Below are 20403 nucleotides of genomic sequence, written 5' to 3' on the forward strand. Positions count from 1 at the left end.
TATGTCTGACACATTGCCAAGCCCAAAAAATTCAAGCCTAGAAAGTTCAAGCCAAGATAAACCAAACGATTCCCATCAATCTGTATCACAGCCAACGGATTATGATCGCCGTTTTGCAGGTGCCAATAAAATCTATGGCGAGTCGAGTTTTCAGACTTTTGAAAACAGTCATGTCATGGTCATTGGTATTGGTGGTGTCGGCTCGTGGGCGGTGGAAGCATTGGCTCGCTCAGGTGTTGGCAAACTTACTTTGATAGATATGGATGTGATCGTCGCATCGAATGTCAACCGTCAACTTCCTGCGCTCAGCTCTACATTTGGACATGCCAAGATTGACGTGATGGCACAGCGTTGCCGAGAGATTAATCCGCAGATACAGATTGAACTCATGGATGACTTTCTCACGCCTGATAACGTCACCGAGCTATTGGCAAGTCGTCCTGATTTAGTCTTAGACTGCATTGATGATGTCAAAGCCAAACTGGCGTTGATACTACATTGTCGATTTAACAAGATTCCACTGATTGTATCGGGTGGGGCAGGCGGTAAGTTGGATCCGCTGAAAATTCGTGTGGCGGATTTATCCAAAACCGAGCAAGATCCAATGCTTGCCAAATTGCGTACACAGCTTAGAAGTAAAGGCATCTGTAAAAAACCAAAAGAAAAATTTGGCATTACTTGCGTGTATTCGGTGGATAATCCTTTTTCCAATGCTGAGGCGTGTGGTGTCGATTCAAGCGCAGGATTGCGTTGTGGTGGTTATGGTTCTGCGGTGGTGGTGACTACTAGCTTTGCGATGGTGGCTGTAGCTGAAGTGTTGAAAAAGCTTTCTAAAGCGCAATAGGCACATTAATCTAATATTTAAGAAAGCTACTTCAACCACATCGTTAAATTATTTTTCAATCATTTGATCTAACTTTTGAATATCCGTTTCAATTTTCCATTTTTCCAAATCATCGACAGGATTTGGCAGGCGACCTTCAAGCCATTCAGCCACGACGTCAGGTGAAAATTCAGCATGATTACACTGAATCACCCAAGCAAGAAATTCTTTCGCTTCTCCATTCATATACGGTGGCGGTGAGACAGGTAAAAACTGTGTCGGCAAGCGTTCATTGGTCGAGAGATAGTTCAAGACATGTCCAAGCTCTTGCACAGTCTGCCAAGCCAAAGGATGTTCTACATCAATTTTAAACTTGACCCACCACGCATGCTCACCATCTGCGCCATGAGCGATTAAACCTTGTTCTCCAATACTTGGGACACGCTTTAGAAAATTCGTAATTTGTTCAAAGTTCAACGTAAAACCTCTACTTTATGTAGTTAAACTACACCATTTTACATATTAGTTCATATAAGTAACTAATATCCATATTTGCTCATAGATTCTTTTGTACAGTATGTTTATTCAAGAGGACATACACCGTGAACAAACAAATTAGTGCAGTGCTTTTAAGTTTATCTATGCTTGCAGGCTCAACCGTTGCTTTTGCAGCGCCACAAGGTCAAGAGCAAGATAAACATACACAACATCAGAACGTGCAACATCAAAATGCAGCACAGCATTCAAACACAAAGAGTTCAAATACAAAGAATTCAAATACTAAGAATCAAAGCAATGAGCGTAAAGCACAAGCAGATCAACGTAAAGGGCAAACTGCACAAAAATCACCTGCTCAGGTGAAAAAAAGCAGCAAGCAACAAAGCCAATATAAGTCAGGTCAACGCTTGCCAAAGCAATACCGTGATGACTTTGTCGATTATAAAAAGCATAAACTTCCGAAACCACCAAAAAATCAGCGTTGGGTGAAAGTCGATGGTGATTATGTCTTGATCTCAGTGGCTACTGGCGTGATTGCGAGTATCATCTTAGGTTCTTAATTCGCAAAAAAAGTGTGAGAAACCGAATGCTCCATAAGAACATTCGGTTTTTCTTTTGGTGAAAATCGAATTGGCAGAACCGAGTTGGCAAAAACGAATTAGTAGCTGAGGTCATACTAGTGGGGGATAAAGTGTAGAAATGTATGATTGCAAGACTACATTACTTTACATTTTAAAGCATGAATTTAACCGACATCCATATTTGCTTGATTTTTTCAGCCTATATTAAAACGATTCCAAAAAGGAGAATAATCATGAATAAGTCAATAAGTGCAATTGTACTGAGTTTGACGATGCTTGCGGGTTCAAGTGTAGCCTTTGCTTCGCCACCGTCACATGCGCCTGCTTGGGGTTATCACAAGGATCATGATCACTATCGAAGCTATGAGCGTAACCGCTACGATAACCACATTCACAAACATAGCCATAAAGCGAGCAAGTATGAGAAAAAACATGCACGCTATCATCGTGGCGATCGCTTAGAGGATCGTTATCGCAACAGCCGTTATTATGTGAATGACTGGGAAAAGCGTCATCTATCAAAACCACCGAGAGATCATCGTTGGGTAGACGTCGATGGTGAATATCTGTTGATCTCTGTAGTGACAGGTGTCATTGCTAGCGTGCTTTTGGGTTCTTAAACATCCCAATGGATAAATTTCCATTTAAATGAAAAGAAGATGGTGAGTTAAGCTAACTCATCATCTTCTGGTCGTGGGGTTTTGCCGATAGGTAGCTCACGATCAGTTTGCTTACTGCGGATTACCGAAGGGTAGTTCCATGAGGCAAAACGTACCACCAAAATCGCAAAGGCGAGCAACAGTATCGCACCAGTAACGATGAACAAATCCCAATCTGCTTTATGATCGTGTTGAATATCGGCAATGAGTAATCGAGTCAATGCGGTGATCGCTACATATATCAAGAATCGCACAGGCATGTGATTGGTTTTGAAGTAAATCCCAACCATTGCTCCCAATTCCAAATAAATAAAAAGCAAAAGTATGTCGTCAATGGTGGCGAATTTTTTAATGGTAAAAATATCAATCGTCGTATGCACAGCTGACCAAATCACCATACAGCCAATCAACGCCAACATTAAGTAATGAAAGGCTTCAACTAGATAATGACCAATATCATCCAAGGCACTTTCGATCTTTTTAATTTCTCGTTTCATCAATACGCTTCACATCATAGGAAAATAAAGTAGCAAAATAGCAAAACTGCTGATGATGAAAGTTAAGCGAAATATATGCCAATCTTGTGAATTGAAGTGAATTTTCGTGTTGATGGGCATAAAAAAACCTGCTCGGAAGCAGGTTTTTATGTTAATGGTACTGTCAACAAATTAAGACTGATTGGTAAAGTAGTCTGCATCAAAGCCCATCACCAAGTCTGTGCTCGATTGGATACGAACTAAACGTGCTTTCAAATCAGGTAAGATGCGTGCAACGAAGTAGCGTGCAAGTTGTACTTTATTGGCAAAGAACTCGCCATCTTTTTGGCTTGCAGCATTGGCAATTTTTGCAAACATGTAGCTAAAGCTAAGTAGACCAACTGCGTGTAGATAATCTACCGCCACACCATTTGAGTAATCTGCATTTTCTTTAGACTGCTCAAGGATGTACTGCGTGATAGACTCAACTTCGGTTGCAGCATCAAGTGTTGCATCTTTGATAAAGTTCAAGTCTGAACCTAATTGATTCACTTCGTCACGGATTTCAGCGATATATTCAGCGATGAATGCACCACCACACTTAATGGTTTTACGACCGATCAAATCTTGTGATTGAACGCCGTTGGTGCCTTCGTAGATTTGTGAAATACGTAAATCACGGATACATTGTTCCATGCCCCATTCACGAATATAACCATGACCACCGAAGACCATTTGTGCATCCAAAGTCGCTTGGAATGCAGTATCTGTCAAATACGCTTTAGCAATTGGTGTTAGAAGTGCAACACGGTTGTTGGCTTTTTTCACTGCTTCGGCATCTGTAGAAAACTTAGTAATGTCAAGTTGTTGACCGACGTACACAGCGAAAGCACGAGAAGCTTCATTGTTTGCACGAACATTGAGCAACATACGACGTACATCACCGTGTACCAAGATGCTATCAGCTGCTTTATCCGGTGATTTTGCACCAGTCGCACTACGACCTTGAATACGATCAGTTGCGTATTGTGCAGCATTTTGATAAGCAAACTCAGATGCGCCAATCCCTTGAATACCCATTGATAGACGTTCGTAGTTCATCATGACGAACATGGCAGCAAGCCCTTCGTTTTCTTTACCGACGAGGAAGCCTTTTGCAGCGTCAAAGTTCATCACACAAGTTGCAGAGGCTTTGATACCCATTTTGTGTTCGATTGAACCTGGACTGACCGCATTGCGTCCGCCTATCGAACCATCTTCATTGACCATGAATTTTGGAACGATGAACAGTGAAATACCACGAGAGCCAGCAGGGGCATCAGGTGTTTTTGCAAGCACAAGGTGGATAATATTTTCCGCCAAGTCATGATCGCCACCAGTGATAAAGATTTTAGTCCCTGTGATGTTGTATGAGCCGTCAGCATTTGGCTCAGCTTTGGTTTTGATGATACCTAAGTCTGTACCTGCATGTGGTTCAGTCAAGCACATCGTACCTGACCATTCACCTGAATAGATTTTTGGCAAATACGTTTCTTTTTGTTCTTGAGAGGCATAGCTACTGAGTGCCATGCCAGCGCCGACAGAAAGTAGTGGATACAACAGGAATGATGGGTTGGTGGCAAACAGCATCTCATCTGCAAGTACAGTCAGCATTTTTGGCATTGCTTGACCGCCCCATTCTTCGTCTGCACCTAGACCGATCCAACCGCCTTCTGCGTATTGACGGAAAGCATCTTTGAATCCTGTAGGCGTGAACACATCACCATTTTCCCAACGTGCGCCTTCCTCATCACCTGTACGGTTGAGTGGCAGGGTGACACCTTGAGCAAACTTTGCCATTTCTTCTAAGATGGCTTCAGCTGTTGCTGAGTCAACGTGCGCTAATTTTTCATTGGCTTGCCAGAATTGATCGGCATTGAAAACATCGTTAAGGATAAAGCGCATATCCGTAAGTGGCGCATTATAAACTGGCATATTGAGTTACCTATTTTGAATGTCTAAATAGTCTGACACTTGGATGTGTTGACTATCAGTTGAACCATAAAAATTTTAACAACAGAATTATAAGCGATCAGCCAATAAAAAGGCTGACACATCAGTCAGCCTTTTTACACTTTTTATTTCAAGATTTGACGAAGTATCAAATCAGAAATCGCAACATCATCATTTTAGATAATGAAGTCATCCGCAGCCAATGCAGCAAGTGGTGCATTACCAGATGCCATCACTGCAACGTGTGACTTAGTACGTGGCAAGATTTTGCTGAAATAGAAGCGAGCAGTGGTCACTTTTGCATTGTAGAATGCAGTTTCAGTTGAACCTTCAGCCAATTTTTGCTGTGCAAGACGTGCCATGTCAGCCCAGAAGTAAGCCAATGTCACATAACCCGCATAGTACATGTAGTCAACTGCAGCAGCACCAACTTCGTCAGGACTTTGCATTGCTTTCATACCGATCTGCATGGTGATCTCGCCCCATTCTTTGTTGAGTGCAGCAAGTGGCTCTACAAATTCTTTCAAATCTGCATTGTCTTTGTTTGCTTCACAGAACTTGTGAATGATCTTGGTGAAATCTTTCAGCATTGCACCTTGAGTTTGCAATACTTTACGACCTAACAAGTCAAGTGCTTGGATCTCAGTTGTACCTTCGTAGAGACACGCAATACGTGTATCACGAACGATTTGTTCCATACCGTGTTCAGAGATAAAGCCGTGACCACCGAATACTTGTACGCCGTGCTTCGCAGATTCTGAACCAGTTTCAGTCAAGAATGCTTTTGCAATTGGTGTCAAGAATGACAAGATATTGTCAGAGTATTTACGCTCTTCTTCAGTTGCGCCTTGCTCAACGATATCCGCATGCAAAGACAAGAAGTAAACAAGTGCACGACCCGCTTCAGCAAATGATTTTTGCGTCAATAGCATGTTACGTACAGCAGGGTGAACGATGATTGGATCAGCTTCTTTCTCAGGTGCTTTAGGACCAGAAAGTGAACGCATTGCCAAACGGTCACGTGCGTAAGTCACAGAACCTTGGAATGAACCTTCAGAAGCAGAAAGACCTTGTACAGCGGTACCGATACGTGCAGTGTTCATGAATGTGAACATGCAGTTTAGACCACGGTTCTCAGGTCCAATCAAATAACCTTTTGCTTGATCGAAGTTGATCACGCAGGTTGCGTTACCGTGGATACCCATTTTGTGTTCGATCGAACCACAACGTACGCCATTACGATCGCCAACAGAACCATCAGCATTAACATGGAATTTTGGAACGATGAACAGTGAAATACCTTTGGTACCTTTTGGTGCACCTGGAAGACGTGCAAGAACGATATGGATAATGTTCTCAGCCATGTCGTGCTCACCCGCTGAGATAAAGATTTTCTCACCAGAGATCGCATAGCTACCGTCAGCTTGAGGTTCAGCTTTAGTACGGATAATACCCAAGTCAGAACCTGCATGAGATTCTGTCAAACACATCGTACCAGTCCATTCACCTGAAACAAGCTTAGGAAGATAAGTATTCTTTTGCTCATCAGAACCGTGATGTTCTAAAGTACGTACCGCACCGTGCGATAGACCAGGGTACATACCCCAAGCCCAGTTCGACGTACCCACCATTTCTGAGATCACGTTACCAAGAGAAACAGGCAAGCCTTGACCGCCGTATTGTTCTTCGGCAGCAAGAGATGGGAAGCCAAGCTCGATATATTTTTGATACGCTTCTTTAAAGCCTGTCGGAGTCGTTACAACGCCATCATTCCAAGTACAACCTTCACGGTCGCCAACTTGATTCAATGGTGCAAGTTCGTTTTCACAGAAATCAGCAGCAGTTTCTAAATATTGATCAACCAATTCACGGCTTACTGTTTCTGCGTATGCAGGAAGTTTTGCGTAGTGATCACTAGCGTTTAATAATTCATGCAAAACAAATTGCATATCACGTAAGGGCGCTTTGTATTGTGGCATGTGTGTGTTCCTCAATACTGGTTTAACCAGATTTTATTAAAAAATTTGTATTGAACAGGCGATTTCAGTGCGAAGATCAAACCGTTGCCTCATTGCGCAGGTTTAAAAAACGCAGGATCTGAAAAGTATCTCAATCGTGCTATATATGACGCGACTGCACAAGGGTTTCAAGGCATATCCTTATGACTTCGAAGTCAAACATTTTCAAATCAACAAAATAATTGCCATTAATGTAAAGAAAAACGCTAAAGATAGATAGTAAAAACATGTCTTGTAATACTTTTTAGAATGCAAATTATCTAAATATAAGGTGTTTTATCGCATGACTGTGGCGACACATTCTTATTTATGCAACAAGTTGCATAGATTTGTGTTTTTTAATATAGTGTGTTTAGAAATTGATCATTCATGATCGCAATCTACAGTATGAAACTGCTGTACAGAACCGTTGTATAGAACAATACTCAAAGGAGTTTGAAAATGAACGTACTCGCATCAACAACCCAAGCGTTACAGACATGGCATCGTATGATAGACACTCGTGAAATGTCGCTACTAGATGAGTTACTTGCAGAAGATGTGGTGTTTTATTCACCTGTGGCATTCAATCCTTATCCAGGTAAGGCGGTAGTGAGTTTTATCTTGCAAAATGTGATTCAAGTCTTTGAAAATTTTACTTATCACCGTGAATTTATGAGTGAAGATGGTCACAATGTGGTGCTTGAGTTTTCTGCCAATGTCGGCGAAGCAAAGCTAAAAGGCATTGATATGATTCGTTTTAATGATCAAGGTCAGATTGTTGAGTTTGAAGTGATGATTCGTCCAAAACGTGGACTTGAGGCATTGGCTGCACAAATGGGTGAACGAATTAAATTGTTCCAACCGCAATAATGTACTTGAATTCAGATTCATTTTTTTATCTATGAAATGGATTTGAAGATATGCATTATGAATTGAGTTGTTATAGATTGAGCTTTTATTGATTCAGTTTCAATTTCTGATGATTTTGCTCATGTGAACGTAGGTGTATTTATGCTGAAATCGAATTTATTCTCCCAAATAAAATGTCGGATTTTACCGAAACTATCGAGTCAAGTGGAGCGCTGGTCAGGTGCAGAAACGCCAACGCTGTATTATTCGAAGTTAGGTGCATTCCAACAGGTTGAGCTTGATTTACCTCAGCTTACCGTGCCATATCGTCCGACACCGTGGCTCAGCAATACCCATGCGCATCTTCTGTATTTTGATGTGATTCGTAAAAACAATGTGCAATTGGAATACGATCAGATCGAACAGCTCACCATGCAAGATGGTGGTGTGACGGCGATTGCATGGTATGGCAAAGATTTACCTGCGGATACGCCGACGATTGTGATGATGCACACCATTACAGGTTCACCTGATTCGATGCGTGAATTGGTCAAAGATTTGCATCGCTATACAGGCTGGCGTGTGGCGTTATGTGTCCGTCGTGGTCATGGTAATCTGCCTATGCCTGTGGGTAAATTTTGCTTATTCGGCTCACCTGATGATTTGCGTGAGCAGATTGCACATATTCAGCAAAGTTATCCGCAATCGACTTTGTACGGTGTGGGCAGTTCCGCAGGAACCAGTCTGTTAGTGCGTTATTTGGGTGAAGAAGGTGAGCAATCACCACTGCGTGCTGCCTTTGCTTTGTGTCCAGGTTATGATTTGGAAACAGGTTTTGATCATATGCATCGCTTTTATAGTCGATATATGGCGAAGAAAGTGCTGAACACATTTGTGCATCCGCATGTATCGGTTTGGCAAAGTAATACAGGGTTAAAACAACTCATCGCACAAAAAGAATTGAGCCAATTACATCGTTCATATTTTGAGTTTGCAGGCTATGCAAGCTATGCGGACTATGATCAAGCGATCAATCCGATTCATGTCTTTGAGCAGATCAAAGTGCCACTCATAATTTTAAATGCAGAAGATGATCCTGTGTGTAATATTCGCAACTTTGATCCCTATAAAGATCGTGTACGCGAGTTAGATCATGTGATGGTGGTGACCACGAAAAAGGGTAGTCATTGCGGATTTTATGAAGGCATGCGCAATCCTGAAGCATGGTCAACCAAGCTGATGGCAGACTTCTTGAAATTACAACATGCTCGTATCTTAAAAGAAGAGAAGACTTCAAAGCTGAAAGCGTCTTAATTATTTGTAATCTTTAAAGATCAACAGTGATAAAAAAATAGTGCAGACCATCGAGGTCTGCACTATTTTTTTTAGATGAAAGATTGAGTATTAGAAAGCGACTTTTACTTAGTTGCTTGCCGGTGCAGTTGGTGCAACTGGCGCTACTTTTTGATCAGCAATAGTTTTGTCCATACGGGTTGGTTTGAAGCGAACTTGGCATGTACCATCAAAATTTTTTTCGCCAACTTTAACTGAGATGGTTTGACCAACTTTACCTTCACATGCTTTTTGTAGCGCTTGCATGGTTGCATGACGCTCTGCACGACGAGTTTGCATTGCTGCTTTTTGTTCTGCAGTGAGTGCTATACGTTTGTCAAAACGACGACCGTCATGATCTCGACCATCTTTGCCATGTTTATGATCAAAGCCTTTCTGATGATCTTTGTTATGGTGACGCATATCATCACCACGCATTTCTTTACGGTCAGGATGATGATCTGAACGGTCAGCAGGTTTTGGTTGGCTTTGACATGCTGCAAGTCCAACGATTGAAACCAATCCCAAACTTGCCACTGCGATTTTTAAAGTATTCATCATAAGTATCCTTAATAATAAACGCGCATAAAAGTGTGTGATCTAAAGCATTCTTATGCATTTTAGAATATGCAAAGATTAAACAAACATGATGTAGAAACAATGGAGAGCGTTTGAATAAGATGTTGGTTACAATACAGATTATGAAGAGATTTTTCAGCGTTTAAATTTGCGGTCGAAAATTTTAAAAAGGACAAAACTATGCCGAAGTGGCGTGTCACGATTGCACTGAAGTTATTTTTAGCGGTGTTATTGACTGTGTTGTTGATCACGACGGTCAGCTTGTTCGTGTCGCAATGGACCATGCAAAAAAACTTCTCACGCTACGTCACACAAGTCGAAATGCAAAAGCTTGATCATCTTAATAATAATTTGGCAGAAATCTATCAAGTCTACGGCAGTTGGACAAAGGCGATTGAAAATAGTTTGACCCGATTAGACACTGACATTAGCGAAGAGCGCAAACATCGTTTTGCCACCTTGTGGTTGTTGAAACAATATGAAATCGCACAACGACAAAATGATCTAATCAAAAATCCTGCATTGTTTCAAAATCGAATTGATCAACAATCGCCAACCATTGATCGTTTTATGCCGTCGCATTTTGATCCTTTTGCGAGGCCACCTGAACAACCGAAAAATCAAAAATCATTAACAGATAATGACCAAACGAACCCATCGCAACCGTCCGAGCAGCAACGCCGCTGGATTATCCCATTGCCTGATCGTTTGGGCTATGGCAATCGCTTGTCATTGTTCGATGCCGATAAATCCTTAGTCATGGGTGATGTCACACCTGAAGTGCCTTTGCAAGAAATTATCGTCGATCAAAAGGTGGTTGGTTATCTCGGCTTGCGTCCTGCGATTGATGTGGACGATGCGTTGAGTATTAATTTTTTTAGCAATCAACAACGCTATTTGCTATTAATTTATAGCTTGTCGATCTTGGCAAGTTTGGTGGTGGCACTGCTTCTCGCCAATACTTTCCGTAAACCGATTCATCGGCTATTACACGCTGCGCAGGAATTGAGTCGAGGTAATTATCAGCATCATGTTGAAGTGCAGAGTAACGATGAACTGGGCGATTTATCCAATGTGATCAATCAGCTTGCACGGATTTTGGATCAACATGAACAGTCACGTCGGCAGTGGGTGGCAGATACCTCACATGAATTAAAAACGCCGTTAAGTGTCTTGCAGGCGCAGATCGAAGCGATGCAGGACGGTGTGCGTAAAGCCACACCTGAACACCTTGCACGGATGCAACAACAAGTCATGAGCCTGAAAAAACTCACACAGGATTTGGCAGATTTGGCTCAAGCGGATGCACAGCAGTTGACATGCTATTTGAGTCAGATTCAACCGTGGCAATTGGTACTGAATGAAGTAGTTAATTTTAGCTCGCAGTTTGAGCAGAAGAAGCTAAAAGTTATTGTGGATGAAGATGATGCAGAATCGATTTATCTCACTTCAGACCCCGACCGACTACGTCAAATCATTGTCAATCTTTTGAGTAATGCGGTGCGTTATACCGAAGCGGAAGGGCAGATTCATATTCACCGTGAGGTCACCAATCATGAGTGGATACTTCATATTGATGATAGTCCGCTCGGTGTTAGTGATGCGCAACTGGCACAGCTTGGTCAGCGCTTCTATCGAGTCGATGATTCACGCACTCGAAGTACAGGCGGTACAGGGCTTGGCTTGGCATTGTCGAAACAAATTGCGCATATATTGGGTGGTGATTTACAGTTTTCACATTCACCTTTGGGCGGATTACGTTGTACAGTGCGATTAAATCGACATTTACAAAAAAATGATTAGATTCAAAATATCAATCAGGATTTAAGCTAAACAAATATGAGGAGCGCACATGAAGCAGATCATGTTGGTAGAAGATGAAGTGGAATTGGCGGAGCTGGTCAAGGACTACTTAGAGGCAGCAGGTTTCGAAGTCAGCATGTTTCATGATGGACAAGCTGCTTATGATGCCTTTAACCATAAAAAACCGAGCCTGATGATTTTAGATTTGATGGTGCCAAGGATGGATGGTCTGACGATTTGTCGGAAGGTACGTGAACAATCCGATTTGCCAATCATCATGGTCACTGCACGTACAGAAGAGATTGATCGTGTGCTGGGCTTAAATATGGGCGCAGATGACTATGTGTGTAAACCATTTAGCCCAAAAGAATTAGTTGCTCGTGTGCAAGCGGTAATGCGCCGATTGGAACGTAAAGCTGAGCCTGAAACTGTGGATTTATTTCGTATTGATGCGGCGCAACAACGCATCTGGTATCAGCAAAAAGCTTTGAGTTTGACACCAACAGAGTTTCGATTATTAGAGTTATTTTTAGAACATGTCGGTCATGTCTATTCAAGAACACAACTGCTTGATCATATCAATCCTGATAGCTATGAAGTGGCAGATCGTGTGATTGATAGTCATATCAAAAATCTACGTCGTAAAATCAGTGATGCTGCACAAACAGGTAATCGCCATGAATGGATACAAGCGGTGTATGGAGTAGGTTATCGTTTTGAATATCCTGATGAATAACTATCGTCAAAGCACTTTAATCCTGCTACAGCGTTAACCTCGTTCGAAGTACTATTTGTACACCTTCGCTCGGTTGCCTTGTATCAGGACTAAATTGCCTCGACGATAATAGGGCGATATAAAAAGTGATTGAATCGTGGAAAACTCATCAAATTATTATCTTAGACGAATGATCGCCATGTTGCTGTTTATCGGCGCATGGTATTGTTTGATCTTATTTTTTCTGCAAGGCATGCAGGATTATTATCTACTGCTGTTGATGATTGGGCTGTTTATTGGATCATACTTTATTGCGCCATATTCCAAAGGTCGGGAGAGTTCATCAGGTGCATGGGATGTTTATGCGATTGAGTTTTTCTTTGAAATGGTTTCGTTGCCAATTCGCTTAATTATTTTTCTCGTTCGGCATGTGGTGGATTGATTTTAAATTTGCACTTTATTTGAGAATCTAAGGTATAAAAAAACCAAGCACATGGCTTGGTTTTATTGTTTTAGGTATAGATTGTCTTTGGTATAGATTAAATCTTCCATTCCACAAAGTTTTTCAGCAGTTGCAAACCTGCGGTATGACTTTTTTCAGGGTGGAATTGTGTCGCAAACAAATTATCTTGATGAATCGCTGTGCAGAAGTTCAATCCATAGTCACAGGTCGCAGCGACTAAAGCTTGATCTTGTGGCTCAACATAATAGCTGTGCACAAAATAGAAGCGACTACCATCGGCGATGTTATTCCACATCGGATGGCTTGGATCGAGTTGATGCACTTGATTCCAACCCATGTGTGGTACTTTTAGATGTTCAATCTCTGGGAAGTGTTTGACTTGCCCTTGAAAGATACCCAAAGCATCTGCGCCACCGTTTTCTTCTGAGCGTTGCATTAAGGCTTGCATGCCGACACAGATCGCAAGAACAGGTTTATTAAAAACTGATTGTTTTACTACCTCGTCAATGCCTGCTTCATGCATCCCTTGCATACAGTCACGCATTGCGCCGACACCAGGGAAGACGATTTTATCCGCTTTTGCGACCAGCTTTGGATCATTGGTGACATCAACGGTTGCGCCAACGTGTTCCAATGCTTTTGCTGCCGAGTGTAAGTTCCCCATGCCATAATCAAGTAAAGCAATACGGGTCATTACAAGCTACCTTTGGTCGAAGCAATCGTACCTGCTGCACGTGGATCATGCTCGCACGCCATGCGTAACGCACGTGCAAACGCTTTGAATGTGCTTTCGATTTGGTGGTGGCTATTTTTGCCTTTTAAATTGTCAATGTGTAGCGTCATCAAGGCGTGATTAACAAAGCCTTGAAAGAATTCTGAGAATAAATCGACATCAAAAGTACCGATGCGTGCACGAGTAAATGGAATATCCATAAACAAACCCGGACGCCCTGATATGTCTACCACGACACGAGATAGAGATTCATCCAGCGGTGCATAAAAATGCCCATAACGACGAATGCCTTTTTTATCACCCAAAGCTTGTGCAAAGGCTTGTCCGAGCGTAATACCACAGTCTTCAACCGTGTGGTGATCATCAATCTCAAGGTCGCCATCGCAGTGAATATCAATGTCGAATAAGCCGTGTCGTTTGATCTGATCAATCATATGATCAAGGAATGGTACGCCAGTGTTGAGTGTACCTTGACCAGTACCGTCTAAGTTTAAACGGACTTTGATTTTGGTCTCATTGGTATTTCGAACCACTTCACTGATACGTTGCGTCATGGACACATTCCTTAAAACATTGAACAATAAAATCATCAATGATAATTTGATGAGATATAAATAATAGCTGGTTATGTGAAATGATAGTCAATCAAGTATGTTTTTTGAGCAATACATCGTCACACATTTGCACGCCTAGTTTACCGCATCTTATCAAAGATTTACAGAATCAATCCGCATAAGCATTTATTGTGTAGTTTGGGCTATACTGAGAATATATGTTTTTATATTTATTCGTCCAAGTCATTTCGCAATACTCAATTTATTGATACTCAAAGGAGCATCGCAATGCCAATCCAAGTCGAAGCTGTCAAATCGTTATCTGATGCAATGGTTCGCAATCAAGTGGAACGCCTGTATGAAACCAGTCCAGAGTTTAGTGATGGTCAAGATGCGGTCAATCAGTTGGACAAAGTGCTTGATGAAGATACTGTGCTTTATACGGCGATTTTTAATGACAAGATCATTGGTGCGATTTGGAGTGTAGGTACTGGCAACCATCGCCTACTTCAAAACATCGTGGTGCATCCTGCCAATCGTGGTCGTGGCGTCGCAGATCGTTTGGTCAGTGAAGTGTGTCGTATCGAAGAAGAACAAGGGGTGCAGACCTTTAGCCCTGGATGTGGTGCGATTCATCGTTGCTTAGCGCATTTAGGTAAAATTACCCCTGCTTAAAAAGATAAAGTTGTATTGCTGTAAAAGTGTGCAAATGGTCGTCAAATCAGTGTGAAGCCAAGTTTAATGCTTGACCTTTGTTGGATAAATCGGTTTAATACACGCCATCGGCGCGATAGCTCAGTCGGTAGAGCAACGGATTGAAAATCCGTGTGTCCCCAGTTCGATCCTGGGTCACGCCACCATATATTCACATACATGTATTTATTTTTAGTATTGTGATTTCAAGCCCTGATCCCATCAGGGCTCTTTTTTTGTCTATTTCATGGCTAAAGATAGCGAAAACTGCTTAATTGATTGAATTGCAAACGTTCAAGCTTGACCTTTGTTGGATAAATCGGTTTAATACACGCCATTGGCGCGATAGCTCAGTCGGTAGAGCAACGGATTGAAAATCCGTGTGTCCCCAGTTCGATCCTGGGTCACGCCACCATATTCAAAAAGCCCTAAACACATGTTTAGGGCTTTTTATATTTGAGCGCTGAGAATGAATTAAGCCCTTTGATGTTCAACATCAAAGGGATTTGTCGTATGGCAATTAGAAGATTTTATTAATCTGCTTTAAAGCGTTTGAAACCTTTGTTCGCATAATCAAAATTACGTTTTTTATTGAACGCAGGTTTTTCTTGTGGCTGAGCCTGAGCTTCTTCTGTGTCACGGCGTTGTTGGCGCAAGTAACCACCACGACGTGCAGGAAGCGGATTTACTTTCATCTTTTCAGTACGACGTTTAGCCATACCGTAAAGACCAGTACCTTGACGTGGCTTTAGCTCAACAAGTTTTGTCAAATTATCAATATCGTGCTTATCGAGTTCGATCCAACGACCAGTACGAAGCTCACGAGGTAGAATCACTGAACCATAGCGAGTACGTAATAGACGGCTGACTTTCAGCTCTTGAGATTCGAACAGGCGACGGACTTCACGGTTACGACCTTCTTTCACCACGACTTGATACCAGCGGTTAATACCTTCACCGCCGAGATCAGTAAATGATTCGAATTTGGCAGGACCATCGTCAAGCTCTACACCTGCAAGCAGTGTGTTGCGAATCTGTGGCGTCACTTCACCCATGACACGTACCGCATATTCACGCTCGATTTCATTCGAAGGGTGCATCAAGCGATTGGCAAGTTCACCATCATTGGTAAATAGCAATAAACCTGTACTGTTAATATCCAAGCGACCAACCATCACCCAGCGGTCATTGGCAATCGTCGGTAGATTATCAAATACGGTTGGACGGTTTTCAGGATCATTCTTCGAGCAGATTTCACCTTCTGGCTTGTAGTACACCAAGACACGACGGCGAATATCATCTTCAAGTTGATAATCCACTTTACGACCGTCGATACGCAGCTCATCGCCGTGTTCGATACGTTGACCGACTTCGGCAATTTTACCATTGACACTGACACGACCAGCGGCAATGACTTCTTCCATATAACGACGAGAACCCAGTCCAACACGGGCGAGGACTTTTTGTAGCTTTTCACTCATAACAGCACAACCTTAAAAATAAAAATCATCAACATCACTCCATTAGCACGGACTTGAATGCTCAAGCTGTGCTAAGCCCTCCTTGTGATCTTGAATAACTGGGAGATCATTTAACGATGCTAAACCAAAAGCATTTAAAAAATGTAGTGTTGTCACCAAGAGCGCAGGGCGACCGGGAGCATCCCGAAAGCCTGACTCTTTGATCCAATTCCACTCAAACAAAGTACGCAAAACTTGACTATTGTTACTGACACCACGAATCTGCTCGATATCGGCACGTGTCACAGGCTGATGATACGCAACCACAGCGATTATCTCTAACAAACTTGGTGATAACTTGACAGGACGCTCAGGCCAAGCCTGTTGAATAATGTGGCGATATTTGGCACGAACTTGTAGACGAAAGCCTTGAGCTGTTTCGATCAGCTCGACTGATCGACCATGCTGTAGTAACGCCAACTGTTGAAGCAATTGACGGATTTGACTACTGGAAAAATGATCACCTAAAGCCTGTTTGATTCGTGCAATACTGACAGGTGTGTCACTCGCAAAAATAAGCGCCTCAATCTGCATCAAGGCTTCATGGTGCATATCATCGAGATTGGTCGGCTGATCAGGAAAAGTGTTTTGCATTCGCTTCTCCTTGACCATCGGTATTTTCAAGTGTTTTGTCTTGAAAGAACCTATCTTGAATAGACTTGCTCTGAATAGAGAGCGTCCGTTCTACACCATCATGCACAATTGTCACTTGCTGTTGTTTTACCAACTCTAAAACTGCGACAAAGGTGACCACAACACCCATACGCCCTTGACTCGGATTTAGCAAACGTCCAAATTCGATACATGCGCCAGTTGCTAGTTGTGATTGTATAAATTGCATCCGGTCTTCAAGCTGAACCGCTTCATGCTCAACTTGATGGACGTGTGGATCAGGACGTTGAAAAATACACATTAAGGCATCATGCAAATCGGTCACGTCAAAACGATCAATGACTTGACCTCGTTCGCCAAGATCAGCTTGCGCAACAAAAACGTCACGTTCCAAAATGCTGTGCATCGCCAAGCGTTCAGCCGCTTGTTTAATTTTTAAATAATGTTCAAGACGTTCGATCAGTTGTTTTTTCGGATCATCTTCAAATTCGATTGCCGTTTCAGGGACTGGTAATAATAGTCGTGATTTCAAATCGGCAAGTAATGCAGCCATCACCATATAGTCTGCTGTGAGCTCGATATTCAGCGATTTCATTTGCTCCATATAATGCAAATACTGTTTGGCAATCGGTGCAATATCGAGATGTTTCAAGTCAAAACCATTTTTTTGCACAAGGTACAACAAGAAATCTAAAGGACCTTCAAACTGAGATAATAAAATGGCAAAGGCTTCTGGCGGAATGTAGAGATCCTCAGGAATTTCCTGATAATATTCATCTAAGACACGTATTGAAGATATTTTTTCTTCAGGGATCGTGATGACAGACTCTACAGTCACGGTTGTTGTACCTATTCTTTGTACAAATCAGTGTTTGTACACATCTTTGTATCAGTCATGGGAAAACTGATGTTATATCCACGCGAATTTTCAAAAGCATGATTGCCGAATTGACCTAAAATAACGTCACTTCGAAAATTTTGGTCAATTGTAGTCGATTTGCAGGAAATAATGAACTGAAAAAATGTGAACTGATGAGTAATCTTTGCAGAAAATACACATGAGTTTAAAAAGAATTCATTTAGAAATCGCAATTTCTCTGTAATTCACATATTAGCCAAAAGTCTAATATGTCTAGCTGAATACATCTCAAGCAACTTATAATTAATAAGATATTGTGTGACATTTTTTATAAAAAGTTGATGGACTCCTCAAGCTTTTATAAAGCATGTTATGAAACATGGAATTTTTGAGGATAAATTGATGAAAAAATTTCTAAAGATTTTGGGCATCATTATTTTAGTGGTTGCTATTATTGGATTGATCTATTTGTTTAGACCGATCGCATCGAAGCAAGTCGAAACTCAACCAGACGACGCAGTCACCGATGTGGTGCTGATCGGTGGCGGGATCATGAGTGCGACATTGGGCACGTATTTGACTGAGCTTGAGCCAAACTGGACGATTCAAATGTATGAGCGTTTGGATGCTGTCGGTGAAGAAAGCTCGAACGGTTTTAATAATGCAGGTACAGGTCACTCAGGCTTTATGGAGATGAACTATACCTCTGAAAAAGACGGCAAAATGGACATCAAAAAGGCCATTGATGTGGCGTCACAGTTTGAAGTGGCGAAACAGTTTTGGTCGTATCAAGTCAAACAAGGCGTTTTGGGTGATCCAAAAACCTTTATCAATCCAGTAGATCACATTGCTTTTGTCTGGGGTGATGAAGTGAAATTCTTGGAAAAACGTCATGCGGCGATGATTCAAAGTCCATTATTCCAAGGCATGGAAATCACTGAAGATCCTGCGGTCATCAAGCAATGGGCGCCTTTGGTCATGCAAGGTCGTGATGCACAACAAACGGTTGCTGCGACACGTATGGATGTGGGTTCGGATGTGAACTATGGCTCGATCACCAAACAGTTGGTGGCGAATCTTCAAAAGCATCAAACTTTTAAACTCAATGTTTCAACTGAAGTGACTGGTATCAGTCGTAATAACGACAAAACTTGGTCTGTACAGTTTAAAGATCTTAAAACGGGTAAAACATCGTACGTGAAAACACGTTTTGTCTTTATTGGTGCAGGTGGTGCAGCCATCAAACTGTTGCAATTGACTGGACTTGAAGAATCGAAACAGTATGCAGGCTTCCCTGTAGGTGGCGAATTCCTGATCACAGATAATCCTGCGATCACAGCACAACACACAGCTAAAGTCTACGGTAAAGCAGAGCTTGGTGCACCGCCGATGTCTGTGCCACATATTGATACACGTTATATTGATGGTAAAAAATATGTCTTGTTTGGGCCATTCGCAACTTACTCGAATAAGTTCTTAAAAAATGGTTCACAGCTTGATTTGTTTAAATCAACCAATAAAAACAACGTGCTTCCGATGACTGCGGTCGGTTTGGAAAATCTTGATTTGGTGAAATACTTGATGAGTCAAGTTGCCATGACTGATGATGATCGTATGAATGAGTTGAAAAAATACTATCCAGAAGCGAAAGGCGAAGATTGGCGTTTAAGTCAGGGTGGTCAACGTGTACAGATCATCAAGAAAGAAGCGGATAAACCTGCGAAATTGCAATTTGGTACAGAAGTGTTTGTGTCTAAAGATGCTTCGGTTTCCGCATTGCTTGGTGCTTCTCCGGGTGCATCAACTTCACCTTACATCATGCTGACTTTGATGGAAAAAGCATTTCCTGAGCAAGTTTCGGGTCAATGGAATGCGAAGTTGCATGAAATCGTACAATCGTATCAACAAGACTTGAATGCTGATCCTGCATTGCTCAATCGTATTCGTTTGGATACCAGTGCAACGCTAGGTCTTAATTACAAGTCTCGTATCGTTGGTGCAACTACGACGCAGGCTCCAGTGGGTACAGCAGACAAAGCGCCAGCAAATGATGCAGCTGCACCTGCTGAAGCGCCTGCAACGGAGCAACCTGCGGTAAAAGCATCGTAACTAAGATTTGAAGTGAGGAAAACTTCCTGACTAAGATCGCAAAAAATAGGCTGATTCGTCAGCCTATTTTTATATGTTGAAAATGTGTTTTTTGACATGTGGCTGATGGTGTGTGAATTGGTGGCATAAATGGTTAAGAGAATGAAATATCAAAAACTATGTGCAGGATTTGGCAAGATAGCGATCGTCGCATGTATATTGCTTCTCGGAGTTCAATCTTTATACATCATGATATTGGGCGGTCAGGTGGTTTATCTGTTTTTAAGCTTAGTCGTGATCATTGTACTGACGTATTTTGTGTTTAAACGAACAAAAATAAATAGATTGCATCACTATGCTTTCATCTTTGTACTTTTGGTTATCTTATCCATTGTTCAGCATCATGCTTTGCTAAAGATCAAGCAACACAATGCACAATTTGCGACGGATGAAACGTGGCAACAATATGGTGCGCTGTAACGGTTGAAAATATAAATAGGGTCTAGATAACTTTAGAGTGGATTCTCTCTTAATTCTTTGAGTAGTTTAGCATAGAGGTTTTCATGTCGATGGT

General features: G+C 41.8%; 20 protein-coding genes, 2 tRNA genes and 1 pseudogene. 13 read left to right on the forward strand and 10 right to left on the reverse strand.

Features of this window, described 5'->3' with window-relative positions; genetic code table 11:
- The first annotated feature begins 1 nt into the window (after nucleotide 1).
- Entirely contained in the window at nucleotides 2-844 is an 843-nt protein-coding gene (locus MKI79_RS04610) for a tRNA threonylcarbamoyladenosine dehydratase (protein WP_241570883.1), read from the forward strand.
- 48 nt (nucleotides 845-892) lie between these two features.
- On the opposite strand, the gene MKI79_RS04615 is transcribed toward MKI79_RS04610, so the two are convergent.
- The gene (locus tag MKI79_RS04615; protein ID WP_241570884.1) at nucleotides 893-1300 is read right to left on the reverse strand and encodes a hypothetical protein; all 408 of its coding nucleotides are present in this window, start codon (nucleotides 1298-1300) and stop codon (nucleotides 893-895) included.
- Between the two features lie 125 nt (nucleotides 1301-1425).
- On the opposite strand from MKI79_RS04615, the gene MKI79_RS04620 reads away from it, so the two are divergent.
- Together MKI79_RS04620 and MKI79_RS04625 are read left to right on the forward strand one after the other, a co-directional pair.
- Nucleotides 1426-1881: an RcnB family protein gene (locus tag MKI79_RS04620; protein WP_241570885.1), complete on the forward strand. Its 456-nt coding sequence runs from the start codon at nucleotides 1426-1428 to the stop codon at nucleotides 1879-1881.
- A gap of 254 nt (nucleotides 1882-2135) precedes the next feature.
- A complete protein-coding gene (locus MKI79_RS04625) occupies nucleotides 2136-2522 on the forward strand; it encodes an RcnB family protein (RefSeq protein ID WP_241570886.1) in 387 nt (128 codons plus the stop codon).
- Between the two features lie 47 nt (nucleotides 2523-2569).
- Here MKI79_RS04625 and MKI79_RS04630 read toward each other — a convergent pair whose 3' ends face one another.
- From MKI79_RS04630 to MKI79_RS04640, 3 genes are all read right to left on the reverse strand, one after another.
- Complete coding sequence (locus MKI79_RS04630) at nucleotides 2570-3058, reverse strand: phosphate-starvation-inducible protein PsiE (protein ID WP_241570887.1); 489 nt, start codon at nucleotides 3056-3058, stop codon at nucleotides 2570-2572.
- A gap of 171 nt (nucleotides 3059-3229) precedes the next feature.
- Entirely contained in the window at nucleotides 3230-5011 is a 1782-nt protein-coding gene (locus tag MKI79_RS04635; RefSeq protein ID WP_241570888.1) for an acyl-CoA dehydrogenase C-terminal domain-containing protein, read from the reverse strand.
- A gap of 194 nt (nucleotides 5012-5205) precedes the next feature.
- Entirely contained in the window at nucleotides 5206-7008 is a 1803-nt protein-coding gene (locus MKI79_RS04640) for an acyl-CoA dehydrogenase C-terminal domain-containing protein (RefSeq protein WP_241570889.1), read from the reverse strand.
- Between the two features lie 480 nt (nucleotides 7009-7488).
- Here MKI79_RS04640 and MKI79_RS04645 point away from each other — a divergent pair, with 480 nt between their 5' ends.
- Entirely contained in the window at nucleotides 7489-7899 is a 411-nt protein-coding gene (locus tag MKI79_RS04645) for a nuclear transport factor 2 family protein (RefSeq protein ID WP_241570890.1), read from the forward strand.
- 141 nt (nucleotides 7900-8040) lie between these two features.
- Complete coding sequence (locus MKI79_RS04650) at nucleotides 8041-9192, forward strand: YheT family hydrolase (RefSeq protein WP_241570891.1); 1152 nt, start codon at nucleotides 8041-8043, stop codon at nucleotides 9190-9192.
- 108 nt (nucleotides 9193-9300) lie between these two features.
- On the opposite strand, the gene MKI79_RS04655 is transcribed toward MKI79_RS04650, so the two are convergent.
- A complete protein-coding gene (locus MKI79_RS04655; RefSeq protein ID WP_241570892.1) occupies nucleotides 9301-9768 on the reverse strand; it encodes a hypothetical protein in 468 nt (155 codons plus the stop codon).
- A 201-nt stretch (nucleotides 9769-9969) separates the two neighbouring features.
- Here MKI79_RS04655 and baeS point away from each other — a divergent pair, with 201 nt between their 5' ends.
- The 3 genes from baeS to MKI79_RS04670 all read left to right on the forward strand — a co-directional run bounded on the left by baeS (nucleotide 9970) and on the right by MKI79_RS04670 (nucleotide 12749).
- The gene (gene baeS / locus MKI79_RS04660) at nucleotides 9970-11592 is read left to right on the forward strand and encodes a sensor histidine kinase efflux regulator BaeS (protein WP_241570893.1); all 1623 of its coding nucleotides are present in this window, start codon (nucleotides 9970-9972) and stop codon (nucleotides 11590-11592) included.
- 49 nt (nucleotides 11593-11641) lie between these two features.
- Complete coding sequence (locus MKI79_RS04665; RefSeq protein ID WP_241570894.1) at nucleotides 11642-12328, forward strand: response regulator; 687 nt, start codon at nucleotides 11642-11644, stop codon at nucleotides 12326-12328.
- Nucleotides 12329-12464: 136 nt separating this feature from the next.
- Nucleotides 12465-12749, forward strand: a complete 285-nt coding sequence (locus MKI79_RS04670) for a hypothetical protein (RefSeq protein WP_241570895.1) — start codon at nucleotides 12465-12467, stop codon at nucleotides 12747-12749.
- 97 nt (nucleotides 12750-12846) lie between these two features.
- On the opposite strand, the gene hisH is transcribed toward MKI79_RS04670, so the two are convergent.
- Nucleotides 12847-13464 carry an imidazole glycerol phosphate synthase subunit HisH gene (gene hisH / locus MKI79_RS04675; protein WP_241570896.1) on the reverse strand — a complete coding sequence of 206 codons (618 nt, stop codon included), beginning with the start codon at nucleotides 13462-13464 and terminating at the stop codon, nucleotides 12847-12849.
- Nucleotides 13464-14057: an imidazoleglycerol-phosphate dehydratase HisB gene (hisB, locus tag MKI79_RS04680; protein WP_092621140.1), complete on the reverse strand. Its 594-nt coding sequence runs from the start codon at nucleotides 14055-14057 to the stop codon at nucleotides 13464-13466. The genes hisH and hisB overlap by 1 nt, the downstream gene beginning before the upstream one ends.
- A 288-nt stretch (nucleotides 14058-14345) precedes the next feature.
- Here hisB and MKI79_RS04685 point away from each other — a divergent pair, with 288 nt between their 5' ends.
- The 3 genes from MKI79_RS04685 to MKI79_RS04695 all read left to right on the forward strand — a co-directional run bounded on the left by MKI79_RS04685 (nucleotide 14346) and on the right by MKI79_RS04695 (nucleotide 15165).
- Nucleotides 14346-14732 carry a GNAT family N-acetyltransferase gene (locus MKI79_RS04685; protein ID WP_241570897.1) on the forward strand — a complete coding sequence of 129 codons (387 nt, stop codon included), beginning with the start codon at nucleotides 14346-14348 and terminating at the stop codon, nucleotides 14730-14732.
- A 109-nt stretch (nucleotides 14733-14841) separates the two neighbouring features.
- Nucleotides 14842-14917, forward strand: a tRNA-Phe gene (locus MKI79_RS04690).
- Between the two features lie 172 nt (nucleotides 14918-15089).
- A tRNA-Phe gene (locus tag MKI79_RS04695) sits at nucleotides 15090-15165 on the forward strand.
- Nucleotides 15166-15283: 118 nt separating this feature from the next.
- Here the strand turns inward: MKI79_RS04695 and rluB are convergent.
- The 3 genes and pseudogenes from rluB to MKI79_RS04710 all read right to left on the reverse strand — a co-directional run.
- Nucleotides 15284-16231, reverse strand: a complete 948-nt coding sequence (rluB, locus tag MKI79_RS04700; RefSeq protein ID WP_241570898.1) for a 23S rRNA pseudouridine(2605) synthase RluB — start codon at nucleotides 16229-16231, stop codon at nucleotides 15284-15286.
- A gap of 42 nt (nucleotides 16232-16273) precedes the next feature.
- Complete coding sequence (gene scpB / locus MKI79_RS04705) at nucleotides 16274-16864, reverse strand: SMC-Scp complex subunit ScpB (protein ID WP_241570899.1); 591 nt, start codon at nucleotides 16862-16864, stop codon at nucleotides 16274-16276.
- A 58-nt stretch (nucleotides 16865-16922) separates the two neighbouring features.
- Nucleotides 16923-17720 (reverse strand): annotated as a pseudogene (locus MKI79_RS04710) (segregation and condensation protein A); the annotation flags it as partial.
- A 423-nt stretch (nucleotides 17721-18143) separates the two neighbouring features.
- Here MKI79_RS04710 and mqo point away from each other — a divergent pair.
- Nucleotides 18144-19850 carry a malate dehydrogenase (quinone) gene (gene mqo, locus MKI79_RS04715; protein WP_241570900.1) on the forward strand — a complete coding sequence of 569 codons (1707 nt, stop codon included), beginning with the start codon at nucleotides 18144-18146 and terminating at the stop codon, nucleotides 19848-19850.
- Between the two features lie 141 nt (nucleotides 19851-19991).
- Nucleotides 19992-20309, forward strand: a complete 318-nt coding sequence (locus MKI79_RS04720; RefSeq protein ID WP_241570901.1) for a hypothetical protein — start codon at nucleotides 19992-19994, stop codon at nucleotides 20307-20309.
- Nucleotides 20310-20403 lie beyond the last annotated feature (94 nt).

The organism is Acinetobacter sedimenti, from assembly GCF_022601685.1.
Lineage (GTDB): Bacteria > Pseudomonadota > Gammaproteobacteria > Pseudomonadales > Moraxellaceae > Acinetobacter > Acinetobacter sedimenti.

Bases quoted from the DNA above. Each gene is read 5' to 3' on its own strand.
- MKI79_RS04610 (WP_241570883.1), top strand. From the start codon at position 2: ATGTCTGACACATTGCCAAGCCCAAAAAATTCAAGCCTAGAAAGTTCA.
- MKI79_RS04625 (WP_241570886.1), top strand. From the start codon at position 2,136: ATGAATAAGTCAATAAGTGCAATTGTACTGAGTTTGACGATGCTTGCG.
- MKI79_RS04630 (WP_241570887.1), bottom strand. From the start codon at position 3,058: ATGAAACGAGAAATTAAAAAGATCGAAAGTGCCTTGGATGATATTGGT.
- MKI79_RS04635 (WP_241570888.1), bottom strand. From the start codon at position 5,011: ATGCCAGTTTATAATGCGCCACTTACGGATATGCGCTTTATCCTTAAC.
- MKI79_RS04640 (WP_241570889.1), bottom strand. From the start codon at position 7,008: ATGCCACAATACAAAGCGCCCTTACGTGATATGCAATTTGTTTTGCAT.
- MKI79_RS04645 (WP_241570890.1), top strand. From the start codon at position 7,489: ATGAACGTACTCGCATCAACAACCCAAGCGTTACAGACATGGCATCGT.
- MKI79_RS04650 (WP_241570891.1), top strand. From the start codon at position 8,041: ATGCTGAAATCGAATTTATTCTCCCAAATAAAATGTCGGATTTTACCG.
- MKI79_RS04655 (WP_241570892.1), bottom strand. From the start codon at position 9,768: ATGAATACTTTAAAAATCGCAGTGGCAAGTTTGGGATTGGTTTCAATC.
- baeS (WP_241570893.1), top strand. From the start codon at position 9,970: ATGCCGAAGTGGCGTGTCACGATTGCACTGAAGTTATTTTTAGCGGTG.
- MKI79_RS04665 (WP_241570894.1), top strand. From the start codon at position 11,642: ATGAAGCAGATCATGTTGGTAGAAGATGAAGTGGAATTGGCGGAGCTG.
- hisH (WP_241570896.1), bottom strand. From the start codon at position 13,464: ATGACCCGTATTGCTTTACTTGATTATGGCATGGGGAACTTACACTCG.
- hisB (WP_092621140.1), bottom strand. From the start codon at position 14,057: ATGACGCAACGTATCAGTGAAGTGGTTCGAAATACCAATGAGACCAAA.
- MKI79_RS04685 (WP_241570897.1), top strand. From the start codon at position 14,346: ATGCCAATCCAAGTCGAAGCTGTCAAATCGTTATCTGATGCAATGGTT.
- rluB (WP_241570898.1), bottom strand. From the start codon at position 16,231: ATGAGTGAAAAGCTACAAAAAGTCCTCGCCCGTGTTGGACTGGGTTCT.
- scpB (WP_241570899.1), bottom strand. From the start codon at position 16,864: ATGCAAAACACTTTTCCTGATCAGCCGACCAATCTCGATGATATGCAC.
- mqo (WP_241570900.1), top strand. From the start codon at position 18,144: ATGAAAAAATTTCTAAAGATTTTGGGCATCATTATTTTAGTGGTTGCT.
- MKI79_RS04720 (WP_241570901.1), top strand. From the start codon at position 19,992: ATGAAATATCAAAAACTATGTGCAGGATTTGGCAAGATAGCGATCGTC.